The organism is Streptomyces sp. NPDC021225 (genome assembly GCF_044332865.1).
GTDB lineage: Bacteria > Actinomycetota > Actinomycetes > Streptomycetales > Streptomycetaceae > Streptomyces.
Genome location: NZ_JBIRPV010000015.1, coordinates 70,589 through 94,206, shown reverse-complemented (window position 1 = coordinate 94,206; position 23,618 = coordinate 70,589). Strand labels below are relative to the sequence as shown.

The following is a 23,618-nucleotide window of genomic DNA, read 5'->3' as shown; positions in this document are numbered from 1 at the left end:
CTACCGCCGGCGCGCCGCCCTCCGGTCCTCCTGACACGGTGGGCCGACGTCATACAGCCATCGACCGCGGCGCCGGTGCCGGGTCGCCTCGGCCGTGGCCGCCGCCGTACGCGTGCCAGGCCGTCGCCAGGCGCCGCACCGCCTCGGTCAGGGTGTCGACGGTGGCGAAGCAGTGGATGCGGATGAACTCCTTGCTGCCCCCGGAGGCGTCCAGTCCGCTGCCGGGAATGACGGCCACACCGTGGCGGAGGGCCGTCTGGGCGAAGGAGTCGCCGTCGCCGTGGGGGAGGCGCACCCACAGGGTCTGGCCGCCGGTGACCGGTAGGGCCTGCCACTGCGGCAGTTGTTGCGCCAGTTCCGCGCGCAGGTGGTCATGGCGGGCCTGGCGGGCCGCCGCCATGTCCTGGCACAGGGTTTCCAGGCGGGGCAGCAGTTCGGCCGCGGCGAGCTGCGCGGGGAGGTTTCCGCCGAGGTCATGGACCGCCCTGAGACGGGCGAGGCGGTCGATGACGGGCCTGGTGGCTCGTATCCAGCCGATGCGCAGCCCGCCCCAGACGCTTTTGCCGAGGGAGCCCACCGTGATGACCGTGTCGCTGTACGCGGCGAGCGGAGGGGGTGTCCGCTGCCCGGGGAAGGCGAGGTGCGCGAGGACTTCGTCGTCGATGAGCGGTACGTCGGCGGTGGCCGCCGCCACCGCGAGTCTCCGGCGCGCCAGCGGTGGCAGTACGGATCCGGTGGGGTTGTGGTGGGTGGCCACGAGGTAGGCGAGCTCCGGGCGGCGGGAAGGGGTACGGACCGCCGCTTCGAAGCCGTCGAGGCCGGTGGGGAGCGTCCGCAGTGCCGCGGCCCGTTCGTGGAACGCCTCCAGCGCGCCGGGGTAGGTGGGTGCCTCGACCAGCACCGTACCGCCGGGCTCGACGAACGCGCGGGCGAGGAGGGAGAGGGCCTGCTGGCCCCCGTTGGTGATCAGGACCTGTTCGGGATCGGTCGGTACGCCACGGCGGGTGTAGTGGTCGGCGACGGCGCGGCGCAGGTGCGGGTGGCCCGACGGGTGGTACCCGATGTCGCCCGTGACCGTGGCCAGCTGGGACAGGGCCCGCTCGTAGGCCGTCAGCAGGATCGGCGGAGGCGCGTCGGGGGCGGCGCACGCCAGCAGGATCACGTCGTCGGCCTGGGGTTCCAGCAGGTGGAGGAAGACCGGCGCCCCGGTGGTCTCCTGAGGTCCGGGGCGGGAGGGTCCGGCCACGCGGGTGCCGCTTCCCTGGCGCCGGACGATCCGGCCCTCCGTACGCAGCTGCTCGTACGCGGCGACCACGGTCCCGCGACCTACCGCGAGCGCGGAGGCGAGGGCCCGGTCGGGTGGCAGCCCGGTGCCGGGGCGCAGCTCGCCCTCGTCGACAAGGCGCCGCAGCCGCGCGGCGAGCAGGAGGTACAGCGGACCGCGGCCGGCCGACCACCGGCCCAGGCGGTCGGCCAGGTCGGCCGGGTCCATGGGCATGATCCAGAGCTTTCATTATTGGTTCGCTGAGCGGACCAATTGTGGCGCATTGGCTCTGTGAGCCGGGCATGGCGACGGCGAGGATCATGGCATGACCACACGACGTGAGAACCTGCGTGACCTTGCCGCGGTATCGGTGGCCGAGGCCATCACCACGCTCCCCGGGCCCTTCCAGCAGCGCAGTCTGGCCATGGTGAACGACACCACCGTCGTGCGCGTGGCCCGGCTGGAGGGCGAGTTTCCCTGGCACCACCACGATGAGGACGAGCTGTTCCTGTGCTGGGACGGCAGCGTTCAGATTCAGCTGGAGGGGCGGGAGCCGGTGGTGTTGCAGGCCGGCGAGTTGTTCGTGGTGCCCAGGGGGGTGCGGCACCGCCCCGTTGCCGAGGAGACCGCCCACATCCTGCTCATCGAGCACCCGGACACCAAGCAGTACGGAAGCTGAAGCACGCTTCGGTGGTCAGCTCGGTGCCCGGGCACGGCGGTGTCAGGATCACGCGGCCGACGGCCGAGCGGTGGTGGCCGCGCCGCCCAGCCACTTCAGGCCGTCGAGCAGGAACCGGTTCTGGGTCTCGCTCGCGAAGGTGGACGACAGGGGCGTGTTGTTCGCGTAGTCCATCGCGTTGTGGCCGAAGTTCGCGTACAGCATCTTGTACGTGGTGTTCGTCCACAGGATCGGGTAGTAGCCGCTGTACCAGCTCTGGTCGGGGTCGGTGCCGAGCGGGAAGCTGCTCGGGTCGACCGAGGCCAGGATCTTGATGTTGGGGCTCTGCCGGAGGTCCTTCGACCAGCTGTACCACTCACTCACCGACGAGGTGAACAGGGCGGGCAGGTTCTTGGTGGCGGGGTGGGTGCGGTCCTCGACCTTCAGTTTGGCCGTGGTCGGGCCCCAGGTGTTGGACTTGAAGTTGCCGCTGCCGAGGAACTGGTTGTGGTACCAGGACCAGTTCTGGGCCTCCGTGGTGAAGGCCGACACATGGAACCCCATCCAGCCGCCGCCGGCCCGCATGTACCGCTCGAAGCCGGTGCGCTGGGCCGCGGTCTGCGGCAGATCGTCGAGGAAGAGGACGACCTGGTAGCCGTTGACGCCGCCGTCCGCGAGCAGGTTCCAGTTGTTGCTGGCGGTGTAGGTGAAGCCGTTCTGGGCCGCCTGCTTGGGGAACCAGTCGTTCGCCTCGTGGACGAAGTTGATGTGCGCGGCGTCCCAGGTGCCGCTGTAGAGGGCCAGCACCTTGAACGGCGCCCTCGGGGTCTTCGGGGTGTGCGTCGTCGCGTGGGCGGCGGGGGCTGCCGTCAGGCCGAGAAGTACGGCCAGCAGGGCCAGCAGCCGCAGGGCCGCGGACACCGTCCGGGACGGTGTGGTGCGTCGCATGTTGGGCATGGGGGCTCCTTCCCGTTGCCGTTACGGATAGCTGACGAGGTTGGCCACGTTCGTGGCTGAGTTGGACGGGCCGCCGCGGTCGTTGACGACGTGGCGGATGGTGCCGGTGCCGCCCAGCGAGACGGTGACCATGTCCTTGAAGCGGACGTTGGGGTTGTTCGGCGCTTCGATGGCGTGCTCGGCGGTGACGCCCGGGTTGACGTTGAAGTAGCAGTAGCTGCCGAAGCCGTAGCCCTGGTGGCTGGTGACGGAGTCGGCGACCTTGTAGGCGGCGTAGCCCTGGGTGGAGCCGTTCATCCAGGCCGCCTGGTTGGGCGGGTCGTAGGGCATCTCGTTCTGGTAGAAGTACGTGCGGCCGCCGTTGCCGTTCCAGATCGTCTGGTGTTTCTGGTAGTGCTCGACGAACAGGCCGTACATGGTGACGTCGTCGCCGTTCACGACGAGCCCGGTGTCCGCGGTGTTGCTGGTCCAGCCGACGCCGCTGCCGTGGTCGGCGCGCCAGATCCACATGTGGTCGCCGATGACGTTGTCGCTGTTGACCACGAGGCTGGTGGTGGCCTTGCCGACGCCGCTGCCGCCGACGCGGAAGTACACGTCGTGCAGGGAGGTCGGGTTGGCCGCGTGGGAGGCGGAGGCTCCGGTGGGCCCGACTTCCATCAGGGTGCGCGAGTTGGTCGTTCCCGCGTCGAAGAGAACGCCCGCGACCTTGACCCCGTCGACGTCGGCGACGGTCATGGCGGTGATGCCGTTGTCCGGGATGAAGGTGGCGAGGCCGAGACCCAGCACCACGGTGTCCGCGCGGGTCACCTTCAGCGTCTCGTTGAGGTGGTAGACGCCGGGGGTGACCAGGAGGTTCTTCCCCGCGGCCAGGGCCGTGTTGATCTGTGCCGCGGTCGCCCCGGGCTTCACGACGTAGAAGTCGTCCAGCGGGAGGGAGGTGCCGGGGGCGTTGCCCGCGGCCCAGCTGGTGGCCGTGGAGTCGGTGCGCGTGGAGGGCACGAACACCTTGTAGGCGCCGGAGCCGTCCACGTACAGGAACGGCTTCTCGCGGGACACCGGGGTCCGGTCCACCGTGGTGTACGGGGGGTTGGGGAAGCTGTTGCCCGGTACGCCCTGGCTGCCGACGAAGACCATGTTCCAGTTGGACCCGGTCCAGCTGCCGAGCTGGGCGTTGCGGGTCAGCCACTGCTGCTGGCTGCCGGACCGCACCTGCCCGTCGATCTTGCTGTCGGCCAGGTAGCCGCCGCTGGACCAGCCGCCGTCGTCCAGGGCGAGGTTGCCGCGCAGATGCATCCGCCGGTACGGGGCGGCCTGGGAGACGGCCCACCGGTCCGTGCCGCCGTTGGGGGTGACCGACAGGTTCTCGGCGCCGCGCCAGAAGTTCTGGGTGGCGTTGCCCTGGAACCAGTCGGCCTCGGCGTGGACCGCGCCGTTGATCGTCACGGCGTCGGGTGACTGGCCGAGCCCCAGGACCTGGGTGTAGAAGCCGACGTTGACGTCGTTGCTGTAGGTGCCCGGCTTGAACATCACCGCGTAGCGCTGGGAACCGAACTGGTTGGTCTCCTGCTGCTGGAAGATGGAGTTCAGCCGGCTCTGGATGGTGGCCGACGGCATGGACGGATCGAAGACGACCACGTTCGGGCCGAGGTCCACATCGCCGCCGGGCGGGGTGGACACAGGCGCCACCTGGAAGCGCTGGGCCGCGGTGCCGTTGCAGGTGTACTGCACCAGTTGCACGCTGTCGGCGCTCGACGCGGAGGGGACGTCCAGGCACTTGCCGCTGTGCCGGTTGACGAAGTGGTAGGCGCCGCCGCCCTCGTCCACGGCCTGCCACTGCTGGTTGTCGCCGCCTCCGTACGCCCACAGCTGGAGGGGGGCGTTGTCGGCGGTGGACACGTCGGTCACGTCGACGACCTGGTTGGCGTCGTTGCGGTTGTTGATCCGGACGTAGCCGTCGCTCGTGGCGGTGAAACCCCACTGCTGGGCGGTGGAGGTGTTGCAGCCGTACTGCTGCACGGCGGTGCCGTTCGCGGTCGCGGCGGACCGGGCGTCCAGGCACTTGCCACTGCCGCTGTTCACGACGGTGGCCCACTCGGTGGGCAGGGCCGCGGCCGCGGTTGCGGCTGCCTGGGAAGGGGTGGCGGTCAGCAGCGACGCGGCCGAGAACGCGACCAGGGTGGCCGCCATCGAGACGCGTGTGGCGCGGACATATCTGAGGCGGCGGCTGCGACTGCCGCTGCCCTCTCTGACCTGACGCAAGATTCGGAGCACAGGTCCTCCTGTCGCCGTGGGGGCAGTCGGCGGATGGCCGGCGGCGATGGGTGAACCTAAAGGTCTGCACCAAAGACGTCAAGAGGTGAAGCAAGCAAAGGGTTTCCCCCGAGGATCACCCCAAAAGACTTGAACGCGCCAGACTGCCCGCCACGACGATGGCCAGGGTGGCGAGGATGACCTGGCGGCGGCGCGGGCCGGTGCCCAGCCGGCCGAGCACGGGGGTGGCGACCGCGCCGACCAGCAGCGGGGCGGTGAGCGTCCACTGCGCGGCGGCCGGCGAGACCTCGAACTCCCCCGCCACCGAGGTGATCAGCGGCGCGCCGAGGCTGCCGACGACGGCGACGACGAGCGCGATGAACATCAGCGCGGGCACCAGCGGCACCAGCCGACGCCCGGTGGCGGCCGGCCGCTTGCGGCGGAATACGGCACCCGTGGAGAGCCGTCAGGCGGGTTCGGTGTTGAGGACGCGCCCGGCGGGGCTGCGGGTGTGCACCCACGCGGGCAGCGCGGTCAACGCCGCGATGGCCAGCAGTACGGCGAGCGCGGCGGTGAGCAGCCACGATCCCGGGGGTGTGACCTGTGTGCCGAAGAGCCAGTACAGGCCGAGCCCGGTCGGAACACCCACCGCCACTCCGGGCACGGCGGGCAGGAGTTGCGCGACGCAGAGCGCCGTGACGACCTGGCCGGGTGTGGCGCCGAGGGTACGGGCGATGGACAGGGCGCGCCGGGCCTGCACGGCGGTGCTCCAGCCGAGGAGCACGGTGTTGAGCGTGGACAGCGCCACCAGCGCGAGCGTGATGGCGAGCAGCACCTGGCCGGTCTGATCGGCCCGCACTTCGATGGGGCCGAACCGCTTGACGTCGGGCCTCGCACCGAGTTCGGTGTGCCAGGTGAGCAGGGCGGTGACCATGAGGGTGGTGGCGGCCGTGCCGGCGGAGGCCAGGACGGCGCGGCCGGGCCGGCGGGCGAGCAGCCGGATGCCGAGCAGGAGCGAGGTGGGCAGATGCGCCGTCATGGCGTTCAGGCGCGGGTGGCGCGTGAGCAGGTGAGCCGGGTCGGCCAGGGCGTGGACGGTGCTGGTGCGGGCGGCGCGCAGGGCGGGGCCGAGCGCACCGGTCAGAGCGACCACGACGGCGAGGAAGATCGCGGCGGTGACGGTGTCGGAGTCCGGAGGGCTGACGCTGTTGAGCAGCCCGGCGCTGGGATCGACCAGGCGGGGCGCGGCCAGCGTCCCGGCGGTCAGTCCGAGCGCGGAGGCCAGGAGGGTCAGCAGCAGGTACTGCGCCAGCAGGACGGCGGTGACGGTGGCGGGCCCGGCGCCGACGGCCTTGAGCAGTGCGGCACGCCGGTTGTCGCGGGCGGCGCGTGTGGTGGCGAGCGCGGCGAGGGTGACGATCGCGGCGATGGCGAGCAGCCAGCCGCCGACGACCAGGGCGGGCTGGGTGTCCTTGATCATGGCCAGGTCCGTCTGGAGGACGTTCTGCCAGTAGTGGACGCTGACCGTGGAGTCGACTTCGCGGTCGCGGCCGAACACGGTGTCCTGCCATCGTTTCGTCGCGGTGGGATCGGTCAGCTTCAGGTGGATCAGGTGGACGCTGAGCTCGTCGCCCGCTGCCGCGCGGGTGTCGGCTGAGGTGAGCCAGATCCTGCCGCCGAAGTCGGACGGCCCGCCCCCCTGCGCGGTGTCGCTCCACGGATACACCGCGGTGGCCGCGCTGATCGCGGTCCCGACGACCGGATAGTCGCGTTTGCTGATGGTGACGCGGTCGCCGACGCGCACGCCGAGTGCTTGCGCGAAGCCGCGTTCGAGCACCGCGCCGCCGGGACGCACCCAGGTGCCGGAGGTCACCAGCGGCCGGTCCACGGCGGATGGTGAGGTCTCGCGCCCCTCGACCGAGGAGTGCGCGGTCTTGCCGTGTGCCTTGATGTAGGTGTCGAACGCGAAGACCGGGTCGGCGTGCGCGGCCACACCGGGCGCGTCCGCCAGGCGTTCGGCCACGCCGGACGGGTCCGTGGCCGTCGTGGTGGCGATGATGTCGGGTCCCGCGGTGGCCGCGCGGGTCTTCGCGTATCCGCTGACCACGGCGTCGTTGGTCGCAAGGCCGAGGGTCAGGCTGGCGCCGGCGACGGTGACGGCGAGCAGGAACATGACGGCCTCGCCGGGTCGGCGGCGCATGTCGCGCAGGACCAGGCGCCATATCAGCAGCAGATGTCCCACGGTCAGTCCTCCCAGCTCAAGAGCGTGCCGAGCCGTGTGGTGCCGCTGTCGCTGCCGCTGTCGGTGTTCAGGAGGGTGTCGTCGGCCGGCGTGCCGTCGCGCAGGGAGACGATGCGGTCGGCGGTGGCGGCGACGCGTTCGTCGTGGGTGACCATGACCAGGGTCTGGCCGGCGGCGCGCAACTCGTCGAAGAGCCGGAGGATGTCCTGGGTCGCGGCGCTGTCGAGGTTTCCGGTGGGCTCGTCGGCGAGGACCACCAGCGGCTTGTTGACCAGGGCGCGGGCGATGGCGACCCGCTGCCGCTGCCCGCCGGACAGCTCCGAGGGCAGATGCCGGGCCCGGTCGGCGAGCCCGACCTGATCGAGGAGTTCGGCGGCACGGCGGCGGGCGGTGCGCGGTGAGGCGCCCGCGAGCAGCGCGGGCAGCTCGACGTTCTCCGCCGCGGTCAGCTCGTCCATCAGGTGGTAGGCCTGGAAGACGAACCCGACGGCGCGGCGCCGCAGCCGGGCCAGCGCCCGCTCGCCGAGGTCGTCGACGCGCCGCCCACCGAGCCACACCTCGCCCTCGGTGGGCAGGTCAAGACCGCCGAGGAGCTGGAGCAGCGTGGACTTGCCACAGCCGCTGGGTCCGGTCACGGCGAGCGTCTGCCCGGCGGGAACATCGAGGTCGACCCCGTCGACGGCCCACACCGCGCTCTCGTCCTCCCCGTACACCCGCGCCAGGCCGACCGCGCGCAGCACCGGCCCGGCCGGCGCACCGGGTGGGCCGCCGGCCCATCCCGCTCCCGGGCTGTCGTCCGCGCCCCTCCGCTGCGATCGGCCCCTGGCCCGCTGACGGTTTCTCGTCATCCGTTTCCTCTGCCTTTCCCACGCGGTGTGCGGGCGGACCAGGTCCGCTCGCACGCCTCCAACCAGCGCAGATCGGCCTGCAATCGGAGCGCGATGCCCTCCAGAAGCAGCCCGGCCTCCGAGCCCGTGTCGTGAGCGAGAGCGGCGTGCTGGGCTTCGGCGAGGCTGCGCATCAGCTCCCGCCGCCGCGCGCCCACGAGCGCGAGCGGATCAGCCAGGCCCGACTCGGCGGCGGCCACCAGCTTCAGGTGGAACTCCGCCACGTCGGCTCTGGGACCGGGGTCCTCGGCCATCCACGCGGCCACCCGCTCCTGCCCGGCCGCGGTCAGCGCGTACACCTTGCGCCGCGGGCCGCGCTGCGACTCGTCCTCACGCTCCTGGACGGCCAGCCCCGCCTTTTCGAGCCGGGTGAGCGTCACATAGATCTGCCCCGCGTTCAGCGTCTCGCCCAACGGGCCGAGCGCCGCCGCCAGCCGCCTGCGCAGGTCGTACCCATGCGATGGCTCCTTGGCCAGCAGCGCCAGCACCACGTCCTGCACGGACCACCCTCTCCTCTGCGACGCCTCAATAGATAGCGGTTAGCCAAACGGGCGTCAAACCGGCACCGGAACCCCTCTGTTGATCGAGGCTCCGTGGCGAACACCGCGCCGGATCTGCCACTGTGAGCGCCCATGACGAACAGGTACTCGCCCGTCCCCGAGTTGAACCTGCTCGCGGAGTTCGAAGCCGGCGCCGACGACCTGTACGCCGCCGGGTTCTCGCTGGGCGAGTTCGGACGCGACAACGGCTTCCTGAAGAACCCGGAGCTCGAAGCCCGCCTGATCCTCTTCGCCGAGGCCAACGCCAGCGGCTCGCTGTACGCGCTGTGGCGCGTCGACGACCGGACCGACCTGGCCACCCTCCCCGTCGCCATACTCGGCGACGCCTGGCTGGAGCGTCACTTCGGACCGGCCCCGGCGAACGACCCCGGCGCCATCGTCGAAGCGGCCCGGGCGGAGCTGGGGGAACGGTTCGGGGCCTGGCTCGCTCCGCGAATCGGCCGCGCCTAACCTTGGCGTTTCACGTGGCCAGCCTTGAGGAGTTGCAGTGAGCCGCCGCCTCGTTTCCCTCGTCACTCCGGTACACGGACCCGCCGTGTCCCTTTTGCCGGAAGCCTACGCATCGCTCGTTCAGCAGAAGCTTCCCGAAGGCTGGGACTGGGAGTGGTTGATACAGGAAGACGGCGAAGGTGTCGGCGCCGCCGCACACCTTCCTGGCGACGACCCCCGAATATCCATCGACTTTTCGCGTCGCGGCGGCCCACAGGTCGCACGCACCATGGCGCTCGCCCGTAGCTGCGTGACCGGGGAAAGCGAGTTCATCAAGGTTCTGGACGCGGATGACCGCCTCGCACCGGGCGCGCTCGCTCGCGACATTGACGTCCTGACCAGCAATCCGAAGGTGGGCTGGACCACGTCGCGCGCGCTGGACCTCCTCCCGGACGGATCGACCGTGGGTTTCGAGGGAGACCCCGAAAACGGCGTGCTGCCGGCGGGAAGTGTCTGGCAGTACTGGCAGGCCAACCAGCGGGCGCAGGTCCACCCCGCGACACTCTGCGCACGCCGCGATCTCATCCTGGCCCTCGGCGGATGGATGGCGTTGCCCGCGTCCGGCGACACGGGCCTGCTGCTCGGGCTCGACACCTTGGCCGACGGATGGTTCCACGACGAGGTCGGCCTTCTCTACCGCAAGCACCCCGACCAGATCACGCAACATCCGTTCCACGCCATGGGATCGGAGTGGGAGGCGCGCATGCGCATCATCGAACAGCACATCCGCGCACTCCGTACCGTCATTCCCGAAGGTGGCGCGTGTCTCCGAGGCTGACGACCTGGCGGTTGTGAAAGAAGTCGTCCTCGCGCAGCACGGTGATACTGCCGGAGGGCGCCCGGAAGCTGACCGAGCCCAGCGACTCGAACGGCATCTTGATCCAGGCGGCCACGACAAACGTCAGCGCGAAACCATGCGTCACGATGATCTGGTGCTCGCATGGCCGCCGCAGGGCCTCGTCCATGGCCGCGTACACGCGCCGCGCGCAGTCCGCCCTGGTCTCGGCACCCCGCACGCCCTCGTGGTGTCCCATCCGATCCCCGGCAGCCGGCGGGGGGACGAACCGCCTGTCCAGCCACTCCTGCGGTCTGCCCTCCGCCTCCCCGTAGGACTTCTCCCGCAGTCTGCGGTCCAGGACCGGTGTCACACCGAACAGATCGGCCACTTCCTCGGCCGTCTGCCGAGCACGCTGGAGATCCGAGGAGACCAGCTCCACCTCCGCGCCGTCGGGGATCATCGCCTGGAGCGCCCGGGCGATGGAGGCCGCCGCGCGCCTGCCGGCGGGCGTGAGGTGCGAGTCGTGCCACCCGCCGACCACCCCCTCGGCATGATGTGTCGCCTCCGGATGTGCGATGACGTAGATGCCGCGCATCAGCCGTGTGTCTCCCTTGTGGTTCTACAACGCGGTGGAGTCTCCGCCCACGTAATGAAAGCCGGGTCGCGGGTGCATCAGGAAGTCGTGGTGCGAGATGTTCCACGCGTACGCGCCCGCCAGCGCGAACGCCACCCGGTCGCCGACCCGTAGCTCCCCGGCCGGCGCCCGCCGCGCCAGGACGTCCTTCGGTGTGCACAGTTGCCCGACCAGGGTCACCGGCTCGTCCCGTACTCCGGGGCGTGGCCAGGGGTGGGTCCAGGTGTCGGCGGGCAGTACGGCGAAGGGGTGGTCGTGGCCCTTCGCGGCGGGGGTGCGCATGTGGTGGGTGCCGCCGCGCAGGACGGCGAAGGGTTCGCCGCCGCTGTGCTTGAGGTCGAGAACCTCGGTGACATACCAGCCGCAGTAGACGGTCAGCGCCCGGCCCGGCTCGATCCGCAGGGTGAGTTCCGGGTTCCGCTCGGCGATTTCGGCCAGTCCGCTGCCGTACGCGGCCCAGTCGAAGCGGCTGTCGGGGCGGGCGTAGTCGACGTTCATGCCACCGCCCACGTTCACCTCGGTGAGCCGCAGGCCGTGGCGGGCGGAGAGGTCGCGCGTCCAGTCGGTGACGCGGGTGGCGACCGCGAGGAGGGCGGGGGCGTCGAGGCCGCTGGCGAGGTGGGCGTGGATGCCGCGCAGGCGGAGGGGGCCGCCCGGCGTCAGCAGGGGAAGGCAGCGTTCGACGATGTGGTCGGGGTCGAGGCCGAAGGGGCTGGGGCGGCCGCCCATGGCGAGGGCGGCGGCGCCCAGGGCGTCGTCGGCGACGGGGAGGTTGGCGCGCAGCAGGATGTCGACCGTGCGGCCCTCCTCGTGGGCGAGGGCGCCCAGTTGGCGCATCTCGTGCTCGCTCTCGACATGGAAGCGCTCCACGCCCAGCTTCAGCGCGCGGCGCAGCTCGGCCTCGGTCTTGCCCGGCCCGCCGAAGGCCAGCGGGTGGGCGGGGACGGCCTCGTGTACGTGCGTCGACTCGCCGCCGGAGGAGACCTCGTAGCCGGTGACGTGGGGGGCGAGGGTGCGCAGGATCTCGGGGGCCGGGTTGGCCTTCGCCGCGTAGTACAGCTCGACGGCGGGCGGCAGCGCGGCCCGTACGGCCTGGGCGTGTTCGGCGAGGGCGGTGAGGTCGTAGACGTACGCGGGGAGGTCGTCGCCGGTCAGGGTGTCGGCGAGGGCGGCGACGGGTGTGGTCGGGGCCGTGGTGGTCATCGGGGGCTCCCGGGAGCTACGACGCAGGCCGCCTCCGACAGCAGGTCCGAGGCGAGCGGGCTGGCGATGCGGACATAGCCCGCGTGGCGGTCGGCCTTGCGGGCCCAGCGGGTGAGGAGGTTGGCCTTGGCGGGCAGCGGGACGCCCGCGATCAGGGCGCGGAGGCCGGGCGGGCCGCCGTGTGCCGCGCCGCGCTCCTCCAGGACCCGGCGGACCGCCGACCACAGCTCGGGCTCCAGGTGCGGATGGCGGTCGGCGAGGGCGGCCAGCATCTCGGCGAGGTGGTTGACCAGCAGGCAGTACACGACGCGGTCCCAGCCGCGCTCGCGGTCGTACGTCATGGGGCCGGCCAGGGCGGGCGGCAGCGCCGCGAGGGCCGCCGCGTGGTGCTCCGGCAGCAGCTTGGTGCCTTCGAGGTCGCGGAAGAGGACCTGACGCGGCAGGCCGGAGGGGTCGACGCCGACCACGACGTTCTGGAGGTGGGGTTCGAGGACGACGCCGTGGTCGAAGTAGGCGGCCAGGACGGGCGGCACGAGCAGCGCCAGATACGCCTCCCACCAGGCGAGCGCGTGTCCGGGCCCGGTGTCGCCGAGGAGCTGGGCGACCCGCGCCCCGCCGGGGGCGGGGTACTCGTCGGCGACGGCCCCCGCGAGCAGCCCGGTGAGCCCGGGGCGCAGCCGGGCGGCGAGCCCTTCGCGCACGATCACCCCGAAGCCCTCGATCAACTCCCGCTCGCCGCCGAGGTCCAGCGTCCGGTACGCGGGCTCGCGCAGCAGCGCGGCGCCCGGGAAGCGGGCGGACAGGTCGGCGGCGACCGGCTCCAGCAGCCGGGTCAGGGCGACCGCCCCGGACAGCTCGTACTCGGCGTTCTTGCGCAGGCAGTTGGTGATCCTGACGTTCAGGCTGAACTTCAGGAAGTCCCGTCCGTCGTAGAGGGTGCGGACGGACGCGGTGGGCGCGAAGTCCGGCCCTCCGGGGCCGAGGTCCAGCACGTCGCCACGGGCGACCGCCGCCCGCAGCGCGGGGTGGTCGAGCAGCATGGCGTACTGCCAGGGGTGCACGGGCAGCAGGCGGTAGCCGTCGGGCACGGGGCGCTGCCGGTCGAGGGGCGCGAGGGCCCCGGCGGACGCCGCCTCCTCGCGTACGTGGGCCTGCCGTACGGCGAGGTGGTGCAGGGGGAAGCGGGCGCCGGTCTCGGGCGCGAAGCGGGCCCAGGAGTCTGCGTTGCCGGAGCGTGCCTTGGGGGTGGGGTGGAAGCGGTGGCCGAACAGCAGCGACTGTTCGGAGGCCAGGTACGTCAGGTGCGGGTCGCCGTCGTCGGTGTTCGGCGGGCCCGTGCGCGCGCGGCTCTCCAGGGCCGCCGTGACGCCCGCGTGGCTGGACGCCACCTGCTCCAGGAACTCGTCGTTGCGCACACCGGTGCGCAGCCGCAGCTCCCGGTGGATGTACTCGGCGAGGGTGCGCCAGGGCACCTCGGCCCACGCGCCGTCCCGCTCCTCGGTGACCGGGCCGGTGAACCGGTGTGCGCCGATGAGGGAGGTGCGGCGCAGCGCGACGCGCAGCAGCACCCCGCAGCGGGGCAGCCGCAGCCGCAGGTGGCCGTCGGCCACGACGGTCTGGTGTTCCGGTCCTGACACCTCGCGGAGGAGGCAGTTGAGGAGGGTGTGGGCGACGACGTGGTCGGCGCGGGCACCTGTACCGGTGTGTGTGTCGGATGGGGAGATGGATGTGGTCATGAGGCGACTCCGGCGGGGGTGGAGGAGGGCGCGGCGCTCATCGGCCGCGGGCAGGGATGCCTGGGAGGCCCGGGAGGAGGTAGTTGGGCCCGGTGACGTAGTGCTTGTTGATGTCGGCGGCCCCGGAGCGCTGCTTGGTGAACAGGCTGCCCGCGGTCACCATGGCCTTGACCGGCAACCGGTCCGCGTCCAGGACGAGGGCGCGCAGCACGGCGCCGGGCGCGCCGGGACCCTGCTCCCCCAGCCGGTCGACGGCCTCGGCGAGCCGGTCGCGGATCAGCCGCAGCAGCGCGTCGAGCGGGGCCCGGCCGAGCCGGGCGAGCTCGAAGGCGAGGGCGCCCGCGCACAGATGCACGGTGATGGTGGCGAAGACATCGGCGACGGGGCCGTCGCCGTCGGTCGTGATCCGGTCGTCGTCGAACCCGCTCAGGAGGCGGGCGGCGTCGTCGCCGTCGCCGAGGGCGTCGGCCAGCCGGGCGGGGTGGACGCGCGGTCCGTCGTGGTCCTTGAGCAGCAGCCGTAGCCGTGGGCGGCCGTGCGCCTCGTCGAGGACGAGGGAGGTGTTCTGCTGGTGTGACTCCAGCGCGAGGCCGTACGCGAAGAGGGTGGTGTGCACGTCGAACAGCAGGGTGAGGTAGGCGTCGAGGAGGGCGAGCAGGTCACCGCCGTAGTAGCGGGCCGCGAGGGCGTCGACGACGAGCCCGGTCCCGGTCCCGGGGGCGGGGGCGAGCAGCGCCGCCAGCGGCACGACCTGGCAGCCGTCGAGACCGGGCGGGTAGCGCCGTACGAGCGTGGCCAGGAACTCGTGTCCGGCGTGCAGATACGTACCCTCGTCGGCCAGCAGCACGCCCCCCGACACCCGCGGCTCGAGCGCGAGCACCGCCTCCGTGAGCCGCTGCCCCGCCGCGCCGTCGGCGAGCGTGCCGGGCTTGATGGTGCGGCGGTTGCGCGCGCCCAGGGTGGCGGTGGCGAGCGGCAGTTTGAGGTGGGTGAGCGGGTCGTCGGTGACGGCGACGGTCCGCATGGAGAGCGTGGGCCGCACGTCGAGCCAGGGGGCGTCGGCGAGGTGGGCGCGGTCCGTGAGGCCGGTGGTGCGCAGGGCGATGGCCAGCATGCGGGGTGCGCTCAGCGGATGGACAGGGAAGGCGAGGTGGCTGTCGTCCAGGCCGTCCGGCAGGCCCAGCGCCTCGGGCCTGGGCCACCACGCGGGCAGCCCGGCCGCGTCCCCGGTGACGGCCTCGCGCGGGAGGGCGGCCCAGCGCAGCCGGAAGGAGGGGTGGAACTCGGGGGCGTGGGCGCGCTGTTCGGCGTCGCTCAGGGCGAGGCGGGTGCGGCCGGTGGGATAGACGGGGTGGTCGCGGAAGGCGGCCAGGGTGTCGTACGCGAGCGAGCCGCGCACCCCCGCCCACTGCTCGGCGGGCCTGTCGCCGTATGCGGCGGCGAGCCGCTCGACGACGCCGGGGCGGACGCGGGCGTGCAGCCGCATGGCGTCCAGCGTGCGGCGGCACTCGACGACGAAGGCGTCGTAGCGGCCCCGGTCGTCGGGGTCGGCTGCGTGGCGGAGGCGGTCGAGGACCGCGTCGAGGGTGGTGAGGGCGGCGCCGCCCGGCGGGGAGTCTGACGCGGCCTCGGCCGCCGGCGGCGGCGCGACGGCGGGTTGGGCGCCGGGCGAGGCGCCGTTCCCGGCGCCGGGCCGGGCGGCAGACGGAGCGTCAGGCCGGGGGGCAGGCCCGGCGGCAGACCCCGCGGCAGCGCGGGGCGCCGCGCCGCCCGCATCGTCGGTCGACAACGGCCCGCCGCCGTGGGGGACGGGCGCGGCCCCTCCGCCGAGCGCCCCCTCCACCAACAGGTGTGCGGGGCGCCGGGCCCGGATCTCGCACTGGAAGCCGTCCGGCTCGACCGGCAGCAGCACTCCCCCGCCGTCCGTGAGGACGACCCGCAGCCAGTCGCCGTCGGCGCGCCGTACGGCCTGGGCGCGGCTGCGCAGGCCGTACGCGTCTTCCCTCAGCAACGTGTCGAGCACGCGCGCCAGCAGCTCCGCCTCGAAGGCATCCGTGGTGTCCGTGGTGTCCGCCGCTGCCTCATCGGCGCGGATCATGGCGCGATCACCCACTGGTTGGCCGCCAGGAACCCGGCCACCGCCTGGTCGATCCGCCGCTGGTCGGTCCCGGTGGCGCGGAGGATGCCGAGGAAGTCGCGGTTGGTGCCGTAGAGCGGGTGTTCCTCGCCGATCGCGCGCAGCGGGCGGTAGTCCAGCCGTACGCCGTCGCGCTCGCCGACGCTCGCGGCGGGGGCGCCGGTCAGGCGGCCGGCGCGGTCCGCCATGACGTACTCCATGCGCACCCTGCCGTCGGTGCGGGCGCCGAGGTCGGCGGGGAGGGGCTCGCCGAGGTGGGTGCGGAGGATGTGCTCGAAGAGCGGGATGGCGAGGAGTTCGGCGAGTACGAGGTCGCACTGGTCGCCTATGGCGCGGTAGTTGACCTCGATGAGGCGGGCCCGGTCGCCCTGGACCACGTACTCGGTGTGGCAGGCGCCGAAGCCCACGCCCAGCGCCCGCAGTTGGGCCAGCACCTGGCCGGTGTGCGGCTCGGGCGGGGCGGGGAGCAGTTCGAGGCGCTCCTCGATGAAGTACGGGGGCGGGGAGATATCGGTGCGCAAGGCGGCGAGGGTGTGCAGCGTGTGGCCGTCCCCGATGGTCTCCAGGGTCTGGAGCGTGCCCTCCAGGAACTCCTCGACCACCAGATACGCCTCGGGCCGCCGGGCCCGTATCTCGCGGCAGCGCTCGGCCAGTTCGTCCGCATCGGCGACGAGCACGACGTCCTCGCTGGCCACGCCCTCGCGCGGCTTGAGGACGCAGGGGTAGGGCACGCCGGGCGCGGCGAGGCGGGGGTGGTCGGCGGGGTCCTGGCCGGGGGCGAGTTCGGCGCACCAGAGAGTGTCGACGCCCGCGGCGGCGAGGCTGCGGCGCAGCTCGGCCTTGTTCTTGGTGCGCAGCGCGGCGCGCCAGTCCTTGCCGGGCAGGCCGAAGTAGTCGGCGGCGAGGGCCGCTTGGACCTGGAGGTGGTCGCTGTTGGTGAAGATCGCGGCGGGGCGGCCCGCCGGGGCCTGGGCGGAGATACGGCCGATGACCTCGCGGAAGTCCCGCACGTCGCAGTACGCGATGTCGAGTTCGGGCAGCGCGCCGCCGACCGGGGCGTGGCGCTCGTAGGCGCTCCGGTGTGCGTCCGGCTGGTCGGTGAGGAGGGTGACGGCGAGGCCGAGCCGGGCCGCGGCGGGGAGGAAGCCCTCGGTGACGGAGTCGGTGGGGTTGAGGGCGAGGAGATGGAGGCGCGTGGCGGTCTCTGCGGGCAGGCCGAATGCCCCGTCTAGATCATTCTCGTTCACGACCCGAGATTAGGTTAGGCATGCCTAAGACCGCCAATTCGTCTCACCCGTCTGCTCCGTTTTGAGCCCGATGCGCCACCAACTCCGCGATCAGCCGGGGGCGGGCGGCCCGGGTCAGCCCGGCAGCCCGATGCGCCGGTGCCGGGCCCGGCGCGCGGCCAGCCGCTCGCCCTGGTCCCGGGCGCGCAGCGCGGCGAGCTCGGCGCCGAGGGTGTCGCCGAGACGGGCGAGGAAACCCTCGTACCCGGACGGTTCCGTCCCCTCCACCCCTTCCGCCCCCTCTTCGACGATTCGGTCGACGATGCCGTGAGCGAGCAGGTCGGCGGAGCGCACGCCCTGCCGGTCCGCTATCTCGTACGCCCGCTCGGTGGTCCGGTAGAGGATCGCGGAGGCGCCCTCGGGCGGCAGCGGGGACAGCCAGGCGTGGCGCGCCGCGAGGACCCGGTCGGCGGGGAGCAGCGCGAGCGCGGCGCCGCCCGCGCCCTGGCCGAGCAGCAGACAGAGGGTGGGCGCGGGGAGGGTCACCATGTCGGCCAGGCAGCGGGCGATCTCCCCGGCCAGCCCGCCCTCCTCGGCCTCCCGGTTCAGCGCGGCGCCCGCGGTGTCGACGACCGTGAGCAGCGGAAGCCCGAGCTCGGCGGCGATGCGCATGCCGCGCCGGGCGGTGCGCAGCCCGGCGGGGCCGAGCGGCTGCCCGCCGCCGGGCCCGTCGGCCGCGGCGTCCCCGTGGCGCGCGGCCCGGTCGTGCCCGAGGACGACGCATGGCGTCCCGCCGACGCGCGCGAGCGCGAGCAGCAGCCCGGGGTCGTGCTCCCCCGCGCCCGTACCGCTGAGGGGGCTCACGTCCTCGGCGGCGGCGCGCAGCAAGTCGCGCACGCCGGGCCGCTCGGGCCGCCGGGACCGCCGGATCGACTCCTCGGCGCTGGGCCCACCAGGCCCGGGGCCCGTCGGCGACTCCCCGCGTCCCGTTGACGCGGGGGCGTCACCCTCGTCCGCGGGGCGACCAGCGGCAGCCTCCTGCTCGCGGCCGACGGCAGGTCCCGCGACGACAGGTCCCGCGACGGCGGGCCCCGCGGGCGACTCCTCGGCGGCGCACGCAGCCGCCGGGGACACGCCCGGGACCGCCTCCGCCACCGGAACAGCCCTGTCCCCGTTCGCCACAGCGGCAGCGGCAGCGTCCCCGCACAGCACCCTCAGCACCCGCGCCGCCACCTCCGACAGCCGCTCGGGCGGCAGGACCGCGTCCACCAGGCCGTGGGCCATCAGGTTCTCCGCGACCTGCACGCCCGCCGGGAACTCCTCCCCGTACAGCGCCTCGTGCACCCGCGGGCCCATGAAGCCGATGAGCGCGCCGGGCTCGGCGGCGGTGGCGTGGCCCAGCGAGCCCCAGGAGGCGAGCACTCCGCCCGTCGTCGGGTGGCGCAGATGGACGAGGTAGGGCAGGCCGGCCGCCTTGTGGTCGGTGATCGCCGCGGCCACCTTCACCATCTGGAGAAACGCGACCGTGCCCTCCTGCATCCGTGTCCCGCCGGACGCGGGCGCCGCGAGGAGCGGCAGGCGCTCCGCCGTCGCCCGCTCGATGGCGCGCGCCAGCCGCTCCCCCGACGCGACGCCGATCGACCCGGCGAGGAAGCGGAACTCGCAGGCCACGACGGCCACCCGCCGCCCCTCGATACGGCCCTCGCCCGTGATGACGGACTCGTCGAGGCCGGTGCGCTCGCGCGCCCGCTCCAGGTCGGCCCGGTAGGCGGGGTCGTCCGTGGTGATGTCGACCGGCTCGTCCCAGCGGTGCCAGCTGCCGGGGTCGACGACGGTCTCGATCAGCTGGAGGGCTGACGTGCGGGGGCTCGTTCCGGTCATGTTCACACCCTGCCACGGGCCGCAGCGCTCTCAATCATTCTCGGCATGTGCTAACTTTTTTTTGCATGTGCAGCATGTGCGGCAACATCCGCGGGGGTTCGCCATGAGCGCCCCGGCGCCCGGCGGCGAGCCCCGCGACCTCAGCGGCGACGAGTTGGTGCGCGTGCTGGCCACGCTGGCCAACCCGCACCGCCTGCGGGTCGTCGCCACGCTCGCGCGGGAGCGCAGGTATGTGAGCGAGCTGGCCCGCGCGCTGGGCATCAGCCGGGCGCTGCTCCAGGTCCATCTGCGCAAGCTGGAGGCGGCCGGGCTGGTGACGGCCCGGGTCGAGGTGTCGGAGGACGGCAAGGCCATGAAGTTCTACGAGGTCAGCCCGTTCGCGATCGAGCTGACGCCGGAGACCGTCGAGGCCGCGGAGCGGACGCTGACCCCGCCGGGCGACGGCCGGGGCGAGGAGACGAAGGGATCGCAGTGATGGACGGACACGACTGGACCGAGGTCGTGGGGGCCTTCGGCCTCTTCGCCCTGGTGACCACGGTGCTCACCACGGTCATCTGGCAGTTCGCGGCGACCCGGCGCGCGAAGGCCCAGGTGGTGCGGGAGCTGGAGTACCGCAAACTCGCCGAGAGCGCGACCGCCGTGCAGCAGGGCACGGAGGAGCGGCTGAAGGAGATCAGCGAGCGCCTGACCGAGATGCAGGTCCGGATGGATTCGCTGGAGCGGATCCTCCAGACCGTCGAATAGCCGGCCGGGTACCAACAGGCCCTGGGCCGTCGAGCGGCAACTCGACGGCCCAGGTGAAGGAAGAAGCATCACCTCGCCCGAGGGCGAGTTCTTGACGGATACGTCCCTTCGTGGAAAGGACAGCAGCTCATGCTGCGCAAAAGCAAGTCGCGGCAGAGGGCGGCCGGACCGGACCGGGGCGCGCTGGTGGAGCGCGTCGCCGGCCGGTCCGTCCGCCATCGCGCCCTGGCGATCGCGGGCTGGTTCGCGCTGGTGATCGTGGCGCTCCTGGCGAGCGCGGTCATGCCGGGCGATACGGCGGACAGCACCGACCCCGGAGATACGGGCCGCGCGGGCCGGGTGCTGGACGCCCAGCAGGTGTATCCGCGGCCCCAGGAGAACGTCCTCGTCCAGGCCCGTACGCCGGACGGGGCGCGGCCCTTCGCCGAGGACCCGGAGCTGCGGCGGGCCACCCAGGACCTGGTCGCGGCGCTGCGCCGCACGCCGGGCGCGGTGGCCGCGGTGCGCTCCCCGCTGGAGCGGGACGGCGGCCGGCTGGTGTCGAAGGACGGCCGCTCCGGCCTGGTCACCTTCGAGGTGGCGGGGCCCGTCGAGCAGACGGCCGAGCACTACGACGCCGCGACCGAGGCCGTGAAGACGGTGCAGGCCCGCCATCCGCGGGTGCGGCTGGCGCAGGCGGGCGACCGGAGCCTGTCGCGCGTGGTGGACGAGGGCATCAAGGACGACTTCAAGCGGGCCGAGTTCTTCTCGCTGCCGCTCACCGTGGTGATCCTGCTGGTGGTGTTCGGCTCGCTGGTCGCCGCCGCGATCCCGCTGCTGCTGGCGGCCACCACCGTCGTCGCGACCTTCGGCTTTCTCCAAGTGCTCGCCCACTGGGTGCCGGTGAACAGCGCCACGTCCTCCATGGTGCTGCTGATCGGCGTGGCGGTGGGTGTCGACTACTCGCTGTTCTATCTGCGCCGGGCACGCGAGGAGCGCGCGGCCGGGCACGGCGTCGAGGACGCGCTGCGGATCACGGCGCGCACCTCGGGGCGGGTGGTGGTGGTCTCGGGCCTGACGGTGATGCTGTGTCTGGGCGGGCTGCTGTTCACGGGTCTCGACAACTTCAAGGGGCTGACGACCGGCGCGGTGCTGGTGGTCGGGGTGGCGATGGTCGGCTCGGTGACCGTGCTGCCCGCCCTGCTGGCCACGCTGGGACACCGGGTGGACAAGGCGCGCATCCCGTGGGTGGGCCACCGCCGGACCACGGCGGACCGGTCCCGGGCCTGGGCGGCGGTGGCCCGCGCGGTGGTGCGGCGCCCGCTGGTGTGGGGCGGCGCGGCGGCGCTGGCGCTGCTGGTGCTCGCGCTGCCCGCGCTGGAGATGCGGCTCCAGGACGCCGCGGTGACCGACAGCCTGTCGCGGAAGGTGCCGACGGTGGACGCGGCGGCCCGTATGCAGGAGGCGTTCCCGGGCGCCCCGGCCCCGGCGCAGGTGGTGATCTGGGGGAAGAAGAACCCCGACGCCGTGGACGACCCGGCGGTACGGAGGGCGGTGGAGAGCCTGCACGAGCGGGCCGCGGCGAGCGACGGGGCGCTGAACGAGCCCATTTCGGCCACCAAGGTCGGCCGGGCGCTGGTGGTGCGGGTGCCGCTGGCGAGCTTCGGCACGGACGATGCGGCGAACCGGGCGCTGGAGACGCTGCGGAAGCGGACGCTGCCCGACGCGCTGGGCGAGGTGGCCAAGGCCGACGGCAGGACCGGGGGGATCGACGGGATCGGCGGGATCGACTACGCGGTCGCCGGCAAGACGGCCTTCGCGTACGACTTCACCCAGCGCATCATCGACCGCACGCCGTACGTCTTCGCCTTCGTGCTTCTGCTGGCCTTTGTCCTGCTGGTCGTCGCGTTCCGCTCACCGGCCGTCGCGCTGGTGTCGATCGTGCTGAACCTGCTGTCGATCGGGGCCGCTTACGGGGCGCTGACCTGGGTGTTCCAGGACGGCCACCTCAGTTCGGCGCTCGACTTCGCCCCGTACGGCGGAGTGATCGGCTGGCTGCCGCTGTTCATGTTCGTCATCCTCTTCGGGCTGAGCATGGACTACCACATCTTCGTCCTCAGCCGGATCCGCGAGCGCCGGCTGGCCGGGGCGGACGCGCGGGAGGCGGTGGTGGGGGGCATCGCGTCCGGTGCGGGCGTGGTCACCAGCGCGGCCGTCATCATGACCGCCGCCTTCAGCGTCTTCGTCGTGCTGTCCGCGATCGAGTACAAGATGATGGGCGTCGGGCTGGCGGTGGCCATCCTCATCGACGCGACGCTGGTGCGCGGGGTGCTGCTGCCCGCCGCGATCGCCCTGCTCGGGCGGCGGGCGTTCCAGGGGTCACCCCAGGGGCCCGATCACGCCGCGCGCGACGTGCCGGTAGACGATCAAGCTGCGGACGTCGCCGCGGCACGCTCCCGACAGCTCAGCTGATCCGGTTCTCCGCGTCCGCCTGCGCGGCGTCGAGCGCCGCCGTCAGCCGCTCCAGGCGGGCGCGCAGATCGACCGCTTCCTTCGGGTCCAGGCCGCTGGCCTGGATGATCTGAAGCGGCACGGTCCGGGCGGCCTCCCGCAGCGCCTCGCCCTCGGCCGTCAGCCGGACCGTCACCGAGCGCTCGTCGTGGAGGCTGCGCTCGCGCTGGACGAGGCCGGCCGACTGGAGCCGCTTGAGGAGCGGCGAGAGGGTACCCGAGTCCAGGCGCAGAAACTCCCCGAGCTTCTTGACCGCCATCTCGCCGTGCTCCCACAGCACCAGCATCACCAGGTACTGCGGATAGGTCAGCTCGGTGTCGCGCAGCACGCGCCGGTAGACGGTGCCGAAGGCGCGCGAGGCGGCGTGCAGGGCGAAGCAGAGCTGGAGGTCGAGGCGGAGCAGGTCGTCGGCGGCTTCACTCGGGGCCGGTTCGGGGGCCGGGGCTGGGGCCGGGCCGGTCTGTTGTGACATGTATCTAGGGTACCTCTTAGTTGTGCACAACTTAATCGTGTGCTCTACTTCTGTCATGACGGAGCGCACGACCGCGCACCGCAGGACCTCGAAAGGGATGGTCTCCATGGACGCGCTCTACACCGCCGTGGCCACCGCCAACGGACGCGACGGCCGGGCGGTGAGCTCCGACAAGCAGCTGGACCTGGCGCTGGCCATGCCGCCGGAGCTGGGCGGCAGCGGCAAGGGCACCAACCCCGAGCAGCTGTTCGCCGCGGGCTACGCGGCCTGCTTCGCCAGCGCGCTCGGGCTCGTCGGGCGCCAGGCCAAGGTCGACACCAAGGACATCTCGGTCACCGCCGAGGTCGGCATCGGCAAGGACGAGTCGGACGGCGGCTTCGGACTGAAGGTCACGCTCCGCGTCGAGCTGCCCGAGGAGCTGGAGGGCGAGACCGGCCGCGGCCTGGTCGAGCAGGCGCACCAGGTGTGCCCGTACTCGAAGGCGACCCGGGGCAACATCGCCGTCGAGCTGATCGCCGAGTAGTCACCCGGCGGCCGGCCGCGGCCACGGCCATAGCGCCTACGCGGCCGGCACCACGCCCTCGGCACCCTCAAGGTTCTCCGCCATGCGGCGGAGCACGCCCACGGTGGCGAGGTACTCGTCGTCCGTCACCCCGTCGGTGATCCGCCGCCGGGCGGCTCCGATCCGTTCCGCCACCGCGGCATGGCCTTCGACGCCGGGCGGGGTGAGCGCGTACGGGCCCTCGGCGCCCTCCCGGGCGACCCAGCCCCGGCGCTCGAGATCGCCCAGGACCTCGTCGAGCGTGACCGCACCCTCGCCCCAGAAGGGGCGCAGCGCCGCGGTGAGTTCCACCCTGGACTTGGGACCTTCCGCCAGCGTGTTCAGCACCTGCCAGTGGCGCCGGACGAGGCCGCTGTCGCTCAGGGTGCGCTCGAAATCGGCCTCGATCAGGCCGTCCAGGCGCTTGAGCCAGTATCCGATCGGCTTCATGGCCTTCCCCTCCGCAGAT

Annotated in this window: 21 protein-coding genes and 1 pseudogene; 7 read left to right on the top strand and 15 right to left on the bottom strand. The window is 72.8% G+C overall.

Annotation, left to right across the window (positions count from 1 at the left end):
- Positions 1 to 49 precede the first annotated feature (49 nt).
- Entirely contained in the window at positions 50 to 1,498 is a 1,449-nt protein-coding gene (locus tag ACH4S9_RS40680) for a PLP-dependent aminotransferase family protein (protein ID WP_398376721.1), read from the bottom strand.
- Positions 1,499 to 1,589: 91 nt separating this feature from the next.
- On the opposite strand from ACH4S9_RS40680, the gene ACH4S9_RS40675 reads away from it, so the two are divergent.
- Entirely contained in the window at positions 1,590 to 1,943 is a 354-nt protein-coding gene (locus ACH4S9_RS40675; RefSeq protein WP_385345140.1) for a cupin domain-containing protein, read from the top strand.
- A gap of 57 nt (positions 1,944 to 2,000) precedes the next feature.
- Here ACH4S9_RS40675 and ACH4S9_RS40670 read toward each other — a convergent pair.
- From ACH4S9_RS40670 to ACH4S9_RS40645, 6 genes and pseudogenes are all read right to left on the bottom strand, one after another.
- Positions 2,001 to 2,870: pseudogene (locus ACH4S9_RS40670) on the bottom strand (ThuA domain-containing protein); the annotation flags it as partial.
- Positions 2,871 to 2,900: 30 nt separating this feature from the next.
- A complete protein-coding gene (locus tag ACH4S9_RS40665; protein WP_398376720.1) occupies positions 2,901 to 5,066 on the bottom strand; it encodes an RICIN domain-containing protein in 2,166 nt (721 codons plus the stop codon).
- Between the two features lie 199 nt (positions 5,067 to 5,265).
- Positions 5,266 to 5,535, bottom strand: a complete 270-nt coding sequence (locus ACH4S9_RS40660; RefSeq protein WP_361184946.1) for a hypothetical protein — start codon at positions 5,533 to 5,535, stop codon at positions 5,266 to 5,268.
- A gap of 60 nt (positions 5,536 to 5,595) precedes the next feature.
- The gene (locus ACH4S9_RS40655) at positions 5,596 to 7,371 is read right to left on the bottom strand and encodes an FtsX-like permease family protein (RefSeq protein ID WP_385345146.1); all 1,776 of its coding nucleotides are present in this window, start codon (positions 7,369 to 7,371) and stop codon (positions 5,596 to 5,598) included.
- 2 nt (positions 7,372 to 7,373) lie between these two features.
- On the bottom strand, positions 7,374 to 8,219 hold the full coding sequence (locus ACH4S9_RS40650) for an ABC transporter ATP-binding protein (RefSeq protein ID WP_398376718.1): 846 nt from the start codon (positions 8,217 to 8,219) through the stop codon (positions 7,374 to 7,376).
- A complete protein-coding gene (locus ACH4S9_RS40645; protein ID WP_311725114.1) occupies positions 8,216 to 8,758 on the bottom strand; it encodes a PadR family transcriptional regulator in 543 nt (180 codons plus the stop codon). The genes ACH4S9_RS40650 and ACH4S9_RS40645 overlap by 4 nt, the downstream gene beginning before the upstream one ends.
- A gap of 132 nt (positions 8,759 to 8,890) precedes the next feature.
- On the opposite strand from ACH4S9_RS40645, the gene ACH4S9_RS40640 reads away from it, so the two are divergent.
- Both ACH4S9_RS40640 and ACH4S9_RS40635 read left to right on the top strand, forming a co-directional pair.
- On the top strand, positions 8,891 to 9,268 hold the full coding sequence (locus tag ACH4S9_RS40640) for a hypothetical protein (protein ID WP_398376717.1): 378 nt from the start codon (positions 8,891 to 8,893) through the stop codon (positions 9,266 to 9,268).
- Between the two features lie 37 nt (positions 9,269 to 9,305).
- Positions 9,306 to 10,085, top strand: coding sequence for a glycosyltransferase family 2 protein (locus tag ACH4S9_RS40635; RefSeq protein ID WP_398376716.1), 780 nt, complete (start codon positions 9,306 to 9,308; stop codon positions 10,083 to 10,085).
- Here ACH4S9_RS40635 and ACH4S9_RS40630 read toward each other — a convergent pair.
- From ACH4S9_RS40630 to ACH4S9_RS40605, 6 genes are all read right to left on the bottom strand, one after another.
- Complete coding sequence (locus tag ACH4S9_RS40630; protein ID WP_311725112.1) at positions 10,051 to 10,680, bottom strand: histidine phosphatase family protein; 630 nt, start codon at positions 10,678 to 10,680, stop codon at positions 10,051 to 10,053. The genes ACH4S9_RS40635 and ACH4S9_RS40630 overlap by 35 nt on opposite strands.
- Positions 10,681 to 10,704: 24 nt before the next feature.
- Positions 10,705 to 11,922, bottom strand: a complete 1,218-nt coding sequence (locus tag ACH4S9_RS40625) for a type III PLP-dependent enzyme (RefSeq protein ID WP_358845381.1) — start codon at positions 11,920 to 11,922, stop codon at positions 10,705 to 10,707.
- Complete coding sequence (locus tag ACH4S9_RS40620) at positions 11,919 to 13,658, bottom strand: IucA/IucC family protein (protein ID WP_398376715.1); 1,740 nt, start codon at positions 13,656 to 13,658, stop codon at positions 11,919 to 11,921. Before ACH4S9_RS40620 ends, ACH4S9_RS40625 begins: the two co-directional genes overlap by 4 nt.
- 37 nt (positions 13,659 to 13,695) lie before the next feature.
- Entirely contained in the window at positions 13,696 to 15,756 is a 2,061-nt protein-coding gene (locus ACH4S9_RS40615) for an IucA/IucC family protein (protein ID WP_398376714.1), read from the bottom strand.
- Positions 15,753 to 17,042 (bottom strand): acetyl-CoA carboxylase biotin carboxylase subunit family protein, encoded by a 1,290-nt coding sequence (locus ACH4S9_RS40610; protein ID WP_398376713.1) that lies wholly within the window; start codon positions 17,040 to 17,042, stop codon positions 15,753 to 15,755. Before ACH4S9_RS40610 ends, ACH4S9_RS40615 begins: the two co-directional genes overlap by 4 nt.
- Positions 17,043 to 17,156: 114 nt before the next feature.
- On the bottom strand, positions 17,157 to 18,902 hold the full coding sequence (locus ACH4S9_RS40605) for a carboxyl transferase domain-containing protein (protein WP_398376712.1): 1,746 nt from the start codon (positions 18,900 to 18,902) through the stop codon (positions 17,157 to 17,159).
- 103 nt (positions 18,903 to 19,005) lie between these two features.
- On the opposite strand from ACH4S9_RS40605, the gene ACH4S9_RS40600 reads away from it, so the two are divergent.
- The 3 genes from ACH4S9_RS40600 to ACH4S9_RS40590 all read left to right on the top strand — a co-directional run bounded on the left by ACH4S9_RS40600 (position 19,006) and on the right by ACH4S9_RS40590 (position 22,097).
- Complete coding sequence (locus ACH4S9_RS40600; protein WP_311725106.1) at positions 19,006 to 19,377, top strand: metalloregulator ArsR/SmtB family transcription factor; 372 nt, start codon at positions 19,006 to 19,008, stop codon at positions 19,375 to 19,377.
- On the top strand, positions 19,377 to 19,646 hold the full coding sequence (locus tag ACH4S9_RS40595; protein WP_361184926.1) for a hypothetical protein: 270 nt from the start codon (positions 19,377 to 19,379) through the stop codon (positions 19,644 to 19,646). Before ACH4S9_RS40600 ends, ACH4S9_RS40595 begins: the two co-directional genes overlap by 1 nt.
- A 129-nt stretch (positions 19,647 to 19,775) precedes the next feature.
- On the top strand, positions 19,776 to 22,097 hold the full coding sequence (locus tag ACH4S9_RS40590; protein ID WP_398376709.1) for an MMPL family transporter: 2,322 nt from the start codon (positions 19,776 to 19,778) through the stop codon (positions 22,095 to 22,097).
- Here the strand turns inward: ACH4S9_RS40590 and ACH4S9_RS40585 are convergent.
- On the bottom strand, positions 22,090 to 22,608 hold the full coding sequence (locus ACH4S9_RS40585; RefSeq protein ID WP_311725103.1) for a MarR family transcriptional regulator: 519 nt from the start codon (positions 22,606 to 22,608) through the stop codon (positions 22,090 to 22,092). The two genes, ACH4S9_RS40590 and ACH4S9_RS40585, sit on opposite strands and share 8 nt — an antisense overlap.
- 106 nt (positions 22,609 to 22,714) lie before the next feature.
- Between ACH4S9_RS40585 and ACH4S9_RS40580 the strand changes: the two genes are divergently transcribed.
- Entirely contained in the window at positions 22,715 to 23,131 is a 417-nt protein-coding gene (locus tag ACH4S9_RS40580) for an organic hydroperoxide resistance protein (RefSeq protein ID WP_311725326.1), read from the top strand.
- 36 nt (positions 23,132 to 23,167) lie between these two features.
- Here ACH4S9_RS40580 and ACH4S9_RS40575 read toward each other — a convergent pair whose 3' ends face one another.
- Positions 23,168 to 23,599, bottom strand: coding sequence for a MarR family winged helix-turn-helix transcriptional regulator (locus tag ACH4S9_RS40575; RefSeq protein WP_361184920.1), 432 nt, complete (start codon positions 23,597 to 23,599; stop codon positions 23,168 to 23,170).
- Positions 23,600 to 23,618: the final 19 nt, after the last annotated feature.

Bases quoted from the DNA above. Each gene is read 5' to 3' on its own strand.
- ACH4S9_RS40680 (WP_398376721.1), bottom strand. From the start codon at position 1,498: ATGCCCATGGACCCGGCCGACCTGGCCGACCGCCTGGGCCGGTGGTCG.
- ACH4S9_RS40675 (WP_385345140.1), top strand. From the start codon at position 1,590: ATGACCACACGACGTGAGAACCTGCGTGACCTTGCCGCGGTATCGGTG.
- ACH4S9_RS40665 (WP_398376720.1), bottom strand. From the start codon at position 5,066: ATGGCGGCCACCCTGGTCGCGTTCTCGGCCGCGTCGCTGCTGACCGCC.
- ACH4S9_RS40650 (WP_398376718.1), bottom strand. From the start codon at position 8,219: ATGACGAGAAACCGTCAGCGGGCCAGGGGCCGATCGCAGCGGAGGGGC.
- ACH4S9_RS40640 (WP_398376717.1), top strand. From the start codon at position 8,891: ATGACGAACAGGTACTCGCCCGTCCCCGAGTTGAACCTGCTCGCGGAG.
- ACH4S9_RS40630 (WP_311725112.1), bottom strand. From the start codon at position 10,680: ATGCGCGGCATCTACGTCATCGCACATCCGGAGGCGACACATCATGCC.
- ACH4S9_RS40625 (WP_358845381.1), bottom strand. From the start codon at position 11,922: ATGACCACCACGGCCCCGACCACACCCGTCGCCGCCCTCGCCGACACC.
- ACH4S9_RS40620 (WP_398376715.1), bottom strand. From the start codon at position 13,658: ATGACCACATCCATCTCCCCATCCGACACACACACCGGTACAGGTGCC.
- ACH4S9_RS40615 (WP_398376714.1), bottom strand. From the start codon at position 15,756: ATGATCCGCGCCGATGAGGCAGCGGCGGACACCACGGACACCACGGAT.
- ACH4S9_RS40605 (WP_398376712.1), bottom strand. From the start codon at position 18,902: ATGACCGGAACGAGCCCCCGCACGTCAGCCCTCCAGCTGATCGAGACC.
- ACH4S9_RS40600 (WP_311725106.1), top strand. From the start codon at position 19,006: ATGAGCGCCCCGGCGCCCGGCGGCGAGCCCCGCGACCTCAGCGGCGAC.
- ACH4S9_RS40595 (WP_361184926.1), top strand. From the start codon at position 19,377: ATGGACGGACACGACTGGACCGAGGTCGTGGGGGCCTTCGGCCTCTTC.
- ACH4S9_RS40590 (WP_398376709.1), top strand. From the start codon at position 19,776: ATGCTGCGCAAAAGCAAGTCGCGGCAGAGGGCGGCCGGACCGGACCGG.
- ACH4S9_RS40585 (WP_311725103.1), bottom strand. From the start codon at position 22,608: ATGTCACAACAGACCGGCCCGGCCCCAGCCCCGGCCCCCGAACCGGCC.
- ACH4S9_RS40580 (WP_311725326.1), top strand. From the start codon at position 22,715: ATGGACGCGCTCTACACCGCCGTGGCCACCGCCAACGGACGCGACGGC.
- ACH4S9_RS40575 (WP_361184920.1), bottom strand. From the start codon at position 23,599: ATGAAGCCGATCGGATACTGGCTCAAGCGCCTGGACGGCCTGATCGAG.